Source organism: Sphingopyxis sp. L1A2A (assembly GCF_005502465.1).
Lineage (GTDB): Bacteria > Pseudomonadota > Alphaproteobacteria > Sphingomonadales > Sphingomonadaceae > Sphingopyxis.
The window spans coordinates 23,801-35,944 of record NZ_SCOT01000014.1; the positions used below are offsets into that span (position 1 = coordinate 23,801).

Consider the following 12,144-nt stretch of genomic DNA (forward strand, 5'->3'; position numbering starts at 1 on the left):
AGCCCGCGCTGACAATCGCCGCGGCGCGGCCGTCAGCCGATGGCGGTGTCAAACAGCGATCCGATCGCGATCGTCACCGCCATCGCCGCCGCGCCCCAGAACGTGACGCGGACGACCGGGCGAAGCATCGGGGCGTTGCCTGCCCAGGCGCCAAGCGCGCCGAGGATGGCGAGGAAGGCGAGCGATGCCGCCGACACCGTAAAGGGCAACGAGCCGCCCTGATCGAGCAATACTGTCGCGAGCGGCAAGGCCGCGCCGATCGCAAAACTTGCTGCCGAAGCCACCGCGGCTTGCACCGGCCGCGCGGTCATCGCGTCGGTCAACCCCAACTCGTCGCGCAAGTGCGTGTCGAGCGCATCATGCGCGGTCAGCTGCGCCGCCACCTGCTCGGCAAGCGGTCGATCCAGCCCGCGCTGCTGATAGATTTGGGTCAACTCCTCCAGCTCGAACTCGGGATCCGCCGCGAGGTGGCGCTTCTCCAGCTCTACATCGGATCTTTCGGCGTCGCCCTGCGAACTGACCGAAACATATTCGCCCGCCGCCATCGACATCGCGCCCGCCACCAGCCCCGCGGTGCCGGTAACCAGGACCGACGATTGCGCGGCGCCCGCCGCGGCGACCCCGGCGATCAGGCTCGCGGTCGATACGATCCCGTCGTTGGCGCCGAGGATCGCGGCGCGCAGCCAGCCGATCCGCGTCACCGCGTGGGTTTCCTCGTGCATGATCCCCCTCAATATTGGAGTTGCAGCCCCGGCCGCGCCCAGCGCGTCTTGACCAGCCGTCCGGTGCCCGACAGGGTGATATAGGCGTCCTGCCGGTCGGGTCCGCCGAACGCGATGTTGGTGGTGAAAATATCGTCGGTCGCGACAAATTCGACCAGCTCACCCGCGGGCGAGATCACCGAAATGCCGCACTCGCCGATCGTCGCGACGCAGATATTGCCCGATGCCTCCATCGCCAGACTGTCGAAGAATTTATAGCCTGCGGGGCGATAGAGCGGGATGCCGGGACCGCCGGGGCCGGCGTCGGCGGCGACCTTGCCGGGGGCGATTATGTTGAACTTCATCAGGCGGCAGGTGTAGGTTTCGGCGGCGTACAGCGCGCTGCCGTCGGGCGACAGGCCGACGCCATTGGGGTTGTTCGACGGAAAGATGACTTCCTCGATAAAACTGCCGTCGGCCTTGGCATAGAAGATGCCGACAATGTCGTGGCAGCGCGCAGCATAATCGACCTTGCCGTGATCGGTGAACCAGAAGCCGTCGTGGGCGTCGAACACGATGTCGTTGGGACCGCGCAGGGAGACGCCATGATCGCCGCTCTGGTAGAGAATTTCGACCGCACCGGTGTCGATGTCGATACGCTCGATCCGCCCGCCCGAATAATCACTGGCGATGCCGTGCGGGGCGAGATAGCCGTTCGCTTCGACATAGTTGAAGCCGCCGTTGTTACAGCAATAGAGCTTGCCGTCGGGGCCAATCGCCAGGCCGTTGGGGCCGCCACCGGGGGTCGCGATGACCTGTTTCTTGCCGCCCGGCCAGCACCGCGTGATCCGCCCCGCCTCGATCTCGACGACGATGACACTGCCGTCGTCCATCACCACCGGCGCCTCGGGAAAACGCAATCCGTCGGCGATCAATTCGAACTCGGCCATATCCGTCTCCCTTGCGCGTCCGCACTTGCTGTGCTTTGCGGCCATCATGCCCGTTCGTTCGCTGTTCGCCAGTATTTTCTACGAGGCCGATATCGGCTCGCCCGACCTGCTCGCCGAGCTGGAGGACAGCAGCCGCCTGTTTGCCGAGGAGGATGGCGCGGGGCGCGCGTGGAGCCGCGCGCATGGCTATAAGGGCTACACAAGCTACGCCAGCCTCGGCGACCTGCCCGAGCGCGATCCGGCATTTCACGACCTGAAACGTCTGCTCGACAAGGAAGTGAAAGCCTTTGCCAAGGCGGCGCATTTCGACCTCGCCAAGCCCCTGAAGCTCGACAGCCTGTGGGTCAATGTCCTGAAACCCGGCGGCACGCATAGCGGCCATATCCACCCGCACAGCATCGTGTCGGGAACCTTCTATGTCGCGGTGCCGTCGGGGTCGGGGGCGCTGAAACTGGAAGACCCGCGGCTCGCGATGCTGATGGCGGCGCCGGGGCGCACCGCCGATGCACCCGAACATCTGCTGCCCTTCGTCTATGCGCAGCCTGCGGCGGGGCGGGTGTTCCTATGGGAAAGCTGGCTGCGCCACGAAGTGATGCCGCATAGCGGCAAGGGCGAACGGATCAGCATCAGCTTTAACTATCGCTGAGCGCGACTATATCGGCGGCCTATTCTAACGAAGGATCATCCCCCATGACCGCGACCTACGACGCCGACCTTCAGCTTTTCATCAACGGTGCCTGGCGGAGCGGTGAGGGGCGCGAGGGGCGGCCGGTGTATAACCCCGCGACCGCCGGCACGATCGCCGAGCTGCCGGTCGCGACCATCGCCGATCTTGATGAGGCGCTCGCTGCCGCCGAGCGTGGCTGGCCGGTGTGGCGCGCCAAGAGTTTCGACGAGCGCGCCGCGCTGATGCACAAGGCTGCGGGCATCATCCGCGAGCGGGTCGAGCATATTGCGACGCTGCTGACGCTGGAGCAGGGCAAACCGATCGCCGAGGCGCGCGGCGAAGTGCTGTCGGCGGCGGGGCTGTTCGATTATTTTGCCGAGCAGGGCAAACGCATCGAAGGCCGCGTGCTCCAGCGGCCCGCGGGCCAGCGCACGATGGTGCTGCGCCAGCCGGTCGGCCCGGTCGCGGGGTTCAGCCCGTGGAACTTTCCGGTCAATCTGATGGTCAAGAAAATCGCCCCCGCACTCGCCGCGGGCTGCGTCGTGATCGCCAAGGCGCCTGAAGAAACCCCGGGCTGCACCAGCGCGATCATGCGCTGCATCGCCGATGCCGGCATCCCCGGCGATGTCGTCCAGCTCGTTTACGGCGACCCCGACAGGATCAGCCGCCATTTGCTCGCCAGCCCGGTGATCCGCAAGGTCAGTTTCACCGGCTCGACCGCGGTCGGCAAACATCTGATGAAACTCGCCGCCGATGGCGTGAAGCGCATCACGATGGAGCTTGGCGGCCACGCCCCGGTGCTGATTTTCGACGATTGCGACCTCGAAGCCACGCTCGACAAGGTCGTGTGGCAAAAGTTCCGCAACGCCGGACAGGTGTGCATTTCGCCGACGCGCTTCTATGTCCAGCAGGGTATCTACGACGCTTTTGTGAAGGGCTTCGCCGAGCGGACCGCGAAGGTAAAGATCGGCAGCGGGTTCGACGCCGATACGCAAATGGGGCCGCTCGCCAACGCGCGCCGCGCCCCGGCGCTGGCGGCGCTGGTCGCCGATGCCAAGGCCAAGGGCGCGCGCGTGATCGCGGGCGGCGAGGTGACGGGCGAGGGCTATTTCTTCCAGCCGACCGCGATCGCCGACGTCCCGCTCGACGCCGATGCGATGCACCACGAACCGTTCGGCCCGATGGCGCTGATCCGCCCCTTCGGCACCGAGGACGAAGCCTTGGAGCAGGCGAACCGGCTGCCTTACGGCCTCGCCGCCTTCGCCTTCACCGAGAACGGCCGCCGCATCAACCGCATCGCCGATGGTGTCGAGAGCGGTATGGTCGGGATCAACAGCTTCGTCATCTCGACCCTCGACACGCCGTTCGGCGGGATCAAGGAATCGGGCTTCGGCAGCGAAAGCGGGCCGGAGGGGCTGGACGGCTATCTGGTGACCAAGGCGGTGCATATTTACTAATGATTGTCGCCCCAGCGAAAGCTGGGGCCGCTGTCGTCCTGTCAGAACGATGGAGATCCCGGCTTTCGCTGGGATGACGTTATTCTGCTAATCCCGCTCCAACGCCACGAAATCGCGCCCCATCGGCGCCAGATGCGCGCCGCCATCGACAAAGATCGTCTGCCCGGTCACCGCCTCGGCGCGCGCCAGATACACCACAGCGTCGGCAATCTGAGCTGGGGTCGGTAGCGCGCCCAGCGGCATCCGTCCCGCGAGCCGCTCGACCTGCGCCGCCGAATAATCGTCGGTCGCCAGCGTCAGCCCCGGCGCGACGGCGTTGACCCGCGCGCGGTGTCCGAACGCGACCGCCAGCGTCGCGGTCGCCTGCCACAGCGCCGATTTCGACAGGCTATAGGCAAGCTGATCGGGCACCGGCTGTACGACGCGTTGGTCGACGATATTGACGATCGCCGGGCGGCTGCCTTCGCTCGCCGCGACGAGTGCCTTTGCAAGCATCACCGGCGCAGACAAGTTGACCTGCATCATCTCCGTCAGCGCCGCGGTCGACAGATCGGCCCACGCACCCTCGGCAAACATTGCGGCATTGTTGACGAGCAGGTCGGGCGCGCGGCCGAATTTTTCGATCACCGCGGGGATCAGCGCGTCGACCGCGGCGGGGTCGGACAGGTCGGCGGCGAAGCGGTGGCTGATCGTGCCGGTTTCGGCGAGCGCGTCGGCAAGCACCGCGTCGGCATCGCCCGGGCTGCGCTTGTGGATCGCCAGCGCATAGCCTTCGCGCGCCAGCCGCGCCGAAATCGCGGCGCCGACGCGGTGGAGGCCACCGGTGACCAGCGCCAGCTTTTGCGTCATTTGCGGCTCCGCCGCATCGTGATGCCGATTTCTTCGCCGTCCTCGGCGATCGCCAGCTTGACGATCTTGACCTCGACCTCTTCGACCTTGTCGTCCTGCAGGAACAAAGTGTCGATGATATGGTCGGCGACGCTTTCGATCAGTACGAAATGGACATCCTTGGGAATACCCTCGGTCGCCGCGAATTTCAGGTGCATGTAATTTTTCGACGCGCTCAATGGTGTCGTCGGATCATAATGATCGGCCATCGCCAGCCGCGCGCGCACCCCGATGCGCAGCGGCTGCGGCAGGTGGGTTTCTTCGGAATAAATGCCGGTCAGCACCTGGGCGATCAGCCCGTCCACCTCCAGCCACAATGTATCGGTCACAAGAAATCCTGTCGAACGCGGGCGACATTCGGCTTTGCATCGCCGCGCCGCACCCCTAAAGCGCCGCCGCATTAGCGAAAGGGCGCGCGTTGGTCGAGTTACTTCCATTGTCGGACATTGCACCGCAGGCGGTCGAGGCTCTGCTCGACGCCGCGTTCGGCAGCGACCGTTTTGGACGAACCGCCTATCGCATCCGCGCAGGCGTGGATGCCGTGCCGGCGCTCAGCTTCGCCCGCGTGGCGGATGGCGCGCTGATCGCCACGATCCAGTGCTGGCCGGTGGCGCACCGCGCCGTCGACGGCACCGCGACGCCGCTGGTGATGGTCGGGCCGGTTGCGGTGCGCCCCGACGTCCAGCGCGGCGGGCATGGCCGCGTACTGATGGCGCATATGCTGGCGGCGGCCGAAACCCAGGCCGACGGCGCGCTGATGATGATCGGCGATCCCGAATATTATGGGCGCTTTTTCGGGTTCGATGCTGAGGCGACGGGCGCGTGGGATTTGCCGGGACCGTACGAGAAGCGGCGCCTGCTGGCGCGCGCGGTGAACGGGCATGGGTTGCCGATCGGTGCGGGAATGATCGGGCCGCGCTAAAGCCGTCGCCCCCGCGAAGGCGGGGGCTGCCATCGGTTTACGCGGCGAAGCTGGTCCAGGTTGCCAGCGGCCCCCGCCTTCGCGGGGCGACGTGATGGGGTTGCACCCGCCATCCTTCCCCCTATGTCGGACGGATGGTCACCCCCGCGCCTTCGCTTCCCAAGGACTTTGCGCAGCTTTCGCTCACCGAAGCCGCCGAACTGCTTGCGGCGCGCAAGCTGCCGCCGGTCGAAAGCTGGTATCCTGAACGCAGCGGCGACAGCTTCATGGAAATCCGCGCCGACGGCAGCTGGTACCATGAGGGCGGGCGGATCAACCGGCCCGCGATGGTCCGGCTGTTTTCGACGATCCTCCGCCGCGAAGGCGATGGCAGCCATGTCCTCGTCACGCCCGCCGAACGGCTGAGCATCATGGTCGAGGACACGCCCTTTCGCGCGGTCGAACTGAAAAGCGAGGGGGAGGGCAAGTCCCGCAAGCTCGTCTTCCGCCTCGACACCGACGACCTCGTCATGGCCGGACCCGATCACCCGCTCCGCTTTGGCAGCGACCCCGACAGTCCTGACCCGCGGCTGCACGTGCGCGGCGCCATCGGCAACGGCCTCGAGGCGCGGATCGACCGTGCGCTCTATTATGAGATCGTCGACATGGCGCCGGCCGACCAAAATGATCCGCCCGCGATCTGGTCGAACGGCGCCCAATTCCCGCTGGTCGATCGCTGATGCTGTCGGCGAAGCTGCGCGCTGCGCTGGGCAATCTGCTGCCCGACGCGGGCGAGGACGAGGCGTATCTGGGCCCCCCGACGCTGCGCGATGCCGCGGTGCTGATCGCCTTTACCGACCGCCCCGATCCCGGCGTCATCCTGACCCAGCGCCCGCAATGGCTGCGCAGCCATGCCGGGCAGGTCGCCTTTCCGGGGGGCAAGATCGACCCCGGCGACCGCGACGCGATCGACGCGGCGCTGCGCGAGGCCGAGGAAGAAATCGGCCTCGATCGCCGCGACGTGATGGTGGCGGGGATGACCGAGGCCTATCTGTCGGGCAGCGGCTACCGGATTACCCCGGTGCTCGGCGTCATTCCGCCCGACCTGCCGCTCGATCCCAATCCCGACGAGGTCGAGGACTGGTTTGAAGTGCCGCTCGATACGCTGTTCGATCCCGCCAATTATCAGCGGCAGCAAGCGCATTGGCAGGGCCAGGATCGGCATTATTATGACATGGCGTGGCAGGGGCGGCGGATTTGGGGCGTGACGGCGGGGATCATCATCAATCTGGCGCGGCGGATGCCGGCGGGCTGGCACCGGTGACGGCGCTGCCCGACGCCGAATGGCGGAAGCGCCCCGGGCTGCGCCGCATCGTCGCGGCGCTCAGCGCCGATGGCGGGGCGGTCAAGATCGTCGGCGGTGCGGTGCGCGACACGCTGCTCGGGCTGGCGGTCACCGACATCGATCTGGCGACGCCCTTGTTGCCGCACGAGGTGACGCGGCGGCTGGCGGCGGCGGACATCAAGGTCATCCCGACCGGCATCGCCCACGGTACCGTCACCGCGATCGCCAGCGGCGACCATCACGAGATTACGACGCTGCGCCACGATGTCGAAACCGACGGGCGCCGGGCGACGATCGCCTTTGCCGATGACTGGCCGGGCGATGCGGCGCGGCGCGACTTCACGATCAACGCGCTCTATGCCGATCCCGACAGCGGCGCGGTCGACGATTATTTCGGCGGCCTTGCCGACCTGCGGGCAGGGCGCGTCGCTTTCATCGGCGACGCCGCGACGCGGATCGCCGAGGATCATTTGCGCATCCTGCGCTTCTATCGTTTCGCGGCGCGCTTCGGGCGCGGCGCTCTTGACGCGGCCAGCCACGCCGCGGTGGTCACCGCGCGTCAGTCGCTCAAAAGCCTGTCGCGCGAACGTATCGCCGACGAACTGACCAAGATATTGGCGCTGCCCGATCCGCGCGCGATCGTCGGCCAGATGGCGGTCGACGGCATATTTGCGGTGATGCTGCCCGAACTCGATCCGGATTTTGCGGCGACGCTCGACCGATTGCTCGTCAATGAGCAGGCGGCGGGGGTGCCCGCGACGGCACACCGCCGCCTCGCGGCGTTGCTGCCCGCCAATCCCGCCATCGCCGAACAAGTGGCCAGCCGGCTGCGGCTATCGACGCGGCAACGCAAATATCTGGCCGCGGTGGCGGGGCATCGCGGCGATACCGCGCGTCCGGTCCGGCAGTTGGCGCATGCGATCGGGATCGACGCCGCGCGCGACGTTCATCTGATCGCCGGTGAAGCCGCCGCGGCGCGCGCGCTGGCGGATTGGCAGGTGCCGCAGTTGCCGATCAAGGGCGGCGATATCGTCGCGCGCGGGGTCGCTGCCGGGCCAGAGGTGGCGCGTATCCTGAAAGCAGTCGAAGCGGCGTGGGTTGCCGAGGATTTTCCCGATTTTACCCGTGTCGCCGAACTGGTCGATCAGAAGATCGGGCGCACCAGCGACTGACGCCAGAAATCGAGCGCCGCGGCGCTTTCCAGCGGCCGCGCGAACAAATAGCCTTGCCCGAAATCGCAACCGAGCGCCGACAGCAGCCGCGCCTGGTCGGCGGTTTCGACGCCCTCCGCTGTCGTCTTCATCCCCAGCACTTCGGCCAGGCTCTGGATCGTGCGGACAATCGCCACCTTGTCGCGGTCGTCGACCATATGTTCGACAAAGCTGCGGTCGATCTTGAGCACATCGAGCGGCAAGCGTTGCAGATAGGCGAGGTTCGAATAGCCGGTGCCGAAATCGTCCATCGCGACGCGCGCGTCGAGCGCCTTCAATTCGCTCAGCACCGATAGCGCGAGGTCGGGATCGCCGATGATCGCACTTTCGGTGAGTTCGATCATCAGCCGTTCGCCGCCGATCCGGTGCTTGGCCATCGCCTGGCGGACGACCGCGGCGATGTCGTCGCGCAGCAGCTGGATCGCCGAAACATTGACCGAAAAATAACAGTCGACGATCTTGCCGCCATTCTGTTTGTCCCAGTCGGCGAGGACCGCCGCCGCCTTGCCGATCGCCCATTGGCCGAGCGGGACGATCAGGCCCGAATCCTCTGCAATCGGGATGAATTCGCTGGGCGAAATCGAATCGCCATTCTGTTTGTCCCAGCGCGCCAGCGCCTCGAACCCGGCGACCTTGCCGGTCGCGAGCTCGATCAGTGGCTGGAACGCGAGGTGGAGCCGGTCTTCCTCAATCGCGTTGCGCAGTTCGGTTTCGAGCCCGAAGCGATTGTCTGACAGCATCGCCGTTTCGGGTTCGTAGATCTCGATGCGATCGGTCTGCTTGGCGCGTTTCAGCGCGATCTGGGCATGGCGGATCTGATCGGCGACATCGCTGTCGACGGCAGGCTGGATCGCGCAACCTAGCGCGCAATCGACGCTGACCTTCAGCTCGCCGATGCGGAACGGATGGTCGAAACAGCCGCGGATGCGCCGCGCCATCTCGCGCACATCGGCGCGGCCGCCCGCGACGCACGTGGAAATGGCGAATTCGTCGCCGCCGGTGCGTGCCAATATGTCGCCGCTGCGCAGGCTCGATTTCAGCCGCCGCGCGACGGTGATGATCAGTTCGTCGCCGGCCATCGGGCCGATATGTTCGTTGATGCGGCTGAACCGGGCAAGGTCGAGCAGCAGGATCGCATGGTCGGCGCCGACCCCGTCGGTCGCGGCGCGCTGTTCGACCAGCTCCTCGAACCCGGCGCGGTTGGGCAGGCCGGTCAGGCTGTCGGACACCAGCTCGCGGCGCAAATTGCGCTCGGTCATCATTTCCTGGGTGCGGTCGATCAAGGTCAGCAGGAACAGCGTCTCGTCGCCCGATTCGGTGGGCAGCGGCCCGATCGATCCGCGCAGATCGCGCGCCGCGACGCCTTCGCCCAGCTGGCACGAGAATTCCTGGGTGTCGTCGGGGTCTTGCGCGGCGCGCTCGATCGCGCGCAACAATTCGATCGGCGCGTCGGCGCCGGCGGGGGACAGGCGCAACCGGTCGAACGCGGCGTTGCTGGCGTGCAGGCGAAAATTGCCGCGCGCGAGCGGACGGATCAGCGCCGCCGGGACCGGGAGTGCGTCGATCCAACCGACGAACAACAAGGGCCGGTCTTCACCGGTTCGATCAATAGGCATGACAGCGGGTTTTGTGCGACCTTTCCCCATTGGCCATGACCTAGGGGGTGGGGAGTAAAGAAGCTATTTACGGCAAGCTGAAAATACGGTCAGCCGAAACGATTGTTGCGTGGGAAACCGGTCGGCGGCATCCGCCCCGCGGCGCCGCGCGCGACGCGCCACGGCACCAGGTCGGTCTCGGTCCGCGTGCGGCCGGTGTCGCCGCCCATCGCCCAGCTTAACCCCTCGGCAAAGGCAAAGCTGATCGCGTCGGACAGGCCGCCGTCACGATAGCGTTGCAGCATCACCCCCTGACCGCGCGCCATCACCGGCACTTCGCTGATCGGGAACACCACCAGCTTGCGATTGTCGCCGACCACCGCGACGCTGTCGTCGCCCGGCCCGATCGCCCGCACGATGGCAAGCTGGGCGCCGGTCTTGAGGTTGACGACGCCGCGCCCCTTGCGCGTTTCGGCGACGACTTCGCCCATCTGCGCGACAAAGCCGTGTCCGCTCGACGAGGCGAGCAGCAAGCGGCCGTCGGCGTGCGCGGGGATCATCGCGACGATCCGCGCCTCGGGGTCGATGTCGACCATCAACCGCAGCGGCTCGCCAAAGCCGCGCCCGCCGGGCAGCTTGTCGGCGCCGATGGTGAAGAAGCGCCCGTCGCTCGCCGCGACCAGCAGCTTGTCGGTGGTCTGCGCGTGCGCGGCGAACAATAACTCGTCGCCGTCCTTGAACTTGAATTCGGCCCATTGATCGGCGGCGACATGGCCGCGCTGGGCGCGGATCCAGCCGCGTTTCGACAGGATCACCGTCACCGGCTCTTTCTCGATCATCGCGTCGAGCGGAATGTCGCGCGCCGGGGCAGCTTCGGCGATCGTCGTGCGCCGCGCGCCGAGCAGCGTGTCGAGCCCGTAAACCGTGCGCAGTTTTTCCAGATCCTTGCGCAGCCGGGTGCGCTGGCGCTGCGGGCTTTCGACCAGCTTGACCAGCTCCTCGCGCTCGGCGGTCAGATCGGCCTGCTCGCGCTTCAGCTCCATTTCCTCGAGCTTGCGCAAAGACCGCAGCCGCATGTTGAGGATCGCCTCGGCCTGGCGGTCGGTCAGGATGAATTCGGCGATCATCACCGGCTTGGGCTCGTCCTCGGTGCGGATGATCGCGATGATCCGGTCGAGGTTGAGGAAGGCGATGATATAGCCCGCGACCAGCTCCAACCGGTCGTCGATCTTGTTGATGCGATGCTGGGCGCGGCGGATCAGCACGACGATCTGGTGCGTGAGCCATTCGGTGAGCAGCTGATGCAGCCCCATCACCTTCGGGGTCCGCGTCGCGTCGAGGACGTTGAGGTTGAGCGCGAAGCGGCTCTCCAGGTCGGTGAGCCGGTACAGGCTTTCCTTCAGGATGTCGGGGTCGACGTTGCGGCTTTTGGGCTCGATGACGATGCGCAGATCCTCGGCGCTCTCGTCGCGGACATCCTCGAGGATCGGCAATTTCTTGTCGGCGATCAGCTGTGCAATCTGTTCGATCAGCTTGCCCTTGGCGACGCCATAGGGAATCTCGCTGATCACCAGCTGCCAGGTGCCGCCGGGCTGCTTTTCGATGCCATCGGCTTCCCAGCCGCCGCTCTCCAGCTTGCCGGTCGAATAGCGCGCCCGGACGCGAAAGCCGCCGCGGCCGGTGGCATAGGCTTGCCGGATCGTCTCGGCGCTGTCGACGACGATGCCGCCGGTCGGAAAGTCGGGGCCTTTGACATGTTCGAGCAGCTCGGCCAGTTCGGCGCGCGGATTTTCGATCAGCAGCAGCGCCGCGTCGATCACTTCGGCGGCATTGTGCGGCGGGATGTTCGTCGCCATGCCGACCGCGATCCCGCTCGCGCCATTGGCGAGCAGATTCGGGAACAGCCCCGGCATGATCTCGGGCTCTTCGTCTTCGCCATTATAGGTCGGCTTGAAATCGACGGTACCCTCGTCGAGCCCCTGCATCAGGTCGACCGCGACGCGGGTCAGCCGCGCCTCGGTGTATCGATAGGCGGCAGCGTTATCGCCGTCGATATTGCCGAAATTGCCCTGGCCGTCGACCAGCGGATAGCGCAGCGAGAAATCCTGCGCCAGGCGGACCATCGCGTCATACACCGCGACGTCGCCGTGCGGGTGGAATTTGCCGATCACATCGCCGACGACGCGCGCCGATTTCTTGTAACCCTGCGACGGATCGAGCCGCATCGCGCGCATCGCCCATAACAGGCGGCGGTGGACGGGCTTCAGTCCGTCGCGCAAATCGGGCAGCGAGCGCGCGGTGATCGTCGACAGCGCATAGACCAGATAGCGTTCGGACAGCGCACTGCCGAACGGCGTGTCGGTCATGCCCGGGACGGGTTCTGGATTGTCGGGATCGTCGGTGGTGGTCGCCATGGTCGCGGCGCGATA

12 protein-coding genes are annotated in these 12,144 nt (G+C 66.4%); 6 read left to right on the forward strand and 6 right to left on the reverse strand.

Translation table 11 applies throughout. The features are described 5' to 3' along the window. Positions 1-32: 32 nt before the first annotated feature. Both FFS68_RS10205 and FFS68_RS10210 read right to left on the reverse strand, forming a co-directional pair. The gene (locus FFS68_RS10205) at positions 33-722 is read right to left on the reverse strand and encodes a VIT family protein (protein ID WP_171003819.1); all 690 of its coding nucleotides are present in this window, start codon (positions 720-722) and stop codon (positions 33-35) included. A gap of 8 nt (positions 723-730) precedes the next feature. Next, on the reverse strand, positions 731-1,651 hold the full coding sequence (locus tag FFS68_RS10210; protein ID WP_137753088.1) for an SMP-30/gluconolactonase/LRE family protein: 921 nt from the start codon (positions 1,649-1,651) through the stop codon (positions 731-733). A 46-nt stretch (positions 1,652-1,697) separates the two neighbouring features. Here FFS68_RS10210 and FFS68_RS10215 point away from each other — a divergent pair, with 46 nt between their 5' ends. Beyond that, entirely contained in the window at positions 1,698-2,297 is a 600-nt protein-coding gene (locus FFS68_RS10215; RefSeq protein WP_137753089.1) for a TIGR02466 family protein, read from the forward strand. 44 nt (positions 2,298-2,341) lie between these two features. Beyond that, positions 2,342-3,775, forward strand: a complete 1,434-nt coding sequence (locus FFS68_RS10220) for an NAD-dependent succinate-semialdehyde dehydrogenase (protein WP_137753090.1) — start codon at positions 2,342-2,344, stop codon at positions 3,773-3,775. Positions 3,776-3,862: 87 nt separating this feature from the next. On the opposite strand, the gene FFS68_RS10225 is transcribed toward FFS68_RS10220, so the two are convergent. Together FFS68_RS10225 and FFS68_RS10230 are read right to left on the reverse strand one after the other, a co-directional pair. Continuing rightward, complete coding sequence (locus FFS68_RS10225) at positions 3,863-4,624, reverse strand: SDR family oxidoreductase (RefSeq protein ID WP_137753091.1); 762 nt, start codon at positions 4,622-4,624, stop codon at positions 3,863-3,865. Then, positions 4,621-5,064, reverse strand: a complete 444-nt coding sequence (locus FFS68_RS10230) for a dihydroneopterin aldolase (RefSeq protein ID WP_137753092.1) — start codon at positions 5,062-5,064, stop codon at positions 4,621-4,623. Before FFS68_RS10230 ends, FFS68_RS10225 begins: the two co-directional genes overlap by 4 nt. Before the next feature lie 17 nt (positions 5,065-5,081). Between FFS68_RS10230 and FFS68_RS10235 the strand changes: the two genes are divergently transcribed. The 4 genes from FFS68_RS10235 to FFS68_RS10250 all read left to right on the forward strand — a co-directional run bounded on the left by FFS68_RS10235 (position 5,082) and on the right by FFS68_RS10250 (position 8,081). Continuing rightward, positions 5,082-5,585, forward strand: a complete 504-nt coding sequence (locus FFS68_RS10235; protein ID WP_137753093.1) for an N-acetyltransferase — start codon at positions 5,082-5,084, stop codon at positions 5,583-5,585. A 134-nt stretch (positions 5,586-5,719) separates the two neighbouring features. Next, a complete protein-coding gene (locus FFS68_RS10240; protein WP_137753094.1) occupies positions 5,720-6,304 on the forward strand; it encodes a DUF1285 domain-containing protein in 585 nt (194 codons plus the stop codon). After that, a complete protein-coding gene (locus FFS68_RS10245; RefSeq protein ID WP_171003821.1) occupies positions 6,304-6,888 on the forward strand; it encodes a CoA pyrophosphatase in 585 nt (194 codons plus the stop codon). The genes FFS68_RS10240 and FFS68_RS10245 overlap by 1 nt, the downstream gene beginning before the upstream one ends. Continuing rightward, a complete protein-coding gene (locus FFS68_RS10250) occupies positions 6,885-8,081 on the forward strand; it encodes a CCA tRNA nucleotidyltransferase (protein ID WP_137753096.1) in 1,197 nt (398 codons plus the stop codon). The genes FFS68_RS10245 and FFS68_RS10250 overlap by 4 nt, the downstream gene beginning before the upstream one ends. Here FFS68_RS10250 and FFS68_RS10255 read toward each other — a convergent pair. Then, positions 8,054-9,736, reverse strand: a complete 1,683-nt coding sequence (locus FFS68_RS10255; protein WP_249340123.1) for an EAL domain-containing protein — start codon at positions 9,734-9,736, stop codon at positions 8,054-8,056. The two genes, FFS68_RS10250 and FFS68_RS10255, sit on opposite strands and share 28 nt — an antisense overlap. A gap of 89 nt (positions 9,737-9,825) precedes the next feature. Next, complete coding sequence (parC, locus tag FFS68_RS10260) at positions 9,826-12,129, reverse strand: DNA topoisomerase IV subunit A (RefSeq protein ID WP_137753098.1); 2,304 nt, start codon at positions 12,127-12,129, stop codon at positions 9,826-9,828. Positions 12,130-12,144 lie beyond the last annotated feature (15 nt).

Coding starts and splice junctions, on each gene's coding strand:
- FFS68_RS10205 (WP_171003819.1), bottom strand. CDS start 722: ATGCACGAGGAAACCCACGCGGTGACGCGGATCGGCTGGCTGCGCGCC.
- FFS68_RS10210 (WP_137753088.1), bottom strand. CDS start 1,651: ATGGCCGAGTTCGAATTGATCGCCGACGGATTGCGTTTTCCCGAGGCG.
- FFS68_RS10215 (WP_137753089.1), top strand. CDS start 1,698: ATGCCCGTTCGTTCGCTGTTCGCCAGTATTTTCTACGAGGCCGATATC.
- FFS68_RS10220 (WP_137753090.1), top strand. CDS start 2,342: ATGACCGCGACCTACGACGCCGACCTTCAGCTTTTCATCAACGGTGCC.
- FFS68_RS10225 (WP_137753091.1), bottom strand. CDS start 4,624: ATGACGCAAAAGCTGGCGCTGGTCACCGGTGGCCTCCACCGCGTCGGC.
- FFS68_RS10230 (WP_137753092.1), bottom strand. CDS start 5,064: ATGCGGCGGCGCTTTAGGGGTGCGGCGCGGCGATGCAAAGCCGAATGT.
- FFS68_RS10240 (WP_137753094.1), top strand. CDS start 5,720: ATGGTCACCCCCGCGCCTTCGCTTCCCAAGGACTTTGCGCAGCTTTCG.
- FFS68_RS10245 (WP_171003821.1), top strand. CDS start 6,304: ATGCTGTCGGCGAAGCTGCGCGCTGCGCTGGGCAATCTGCTGCCCGAC.
- FFS68_RS10255 (WP_249340123.1), bottom strand. CDS start 9,736: ATGCCTATTGATCGAACCGGTGAAGACCGGCCCTTGTTGTTCGTCGGT.
- parC (WP_137753098.1), bottom strand. CDS start 12,129: ATGGCGACCACCACCGACGATCCCGACAATCCAGAACCCGTCCCGGGC.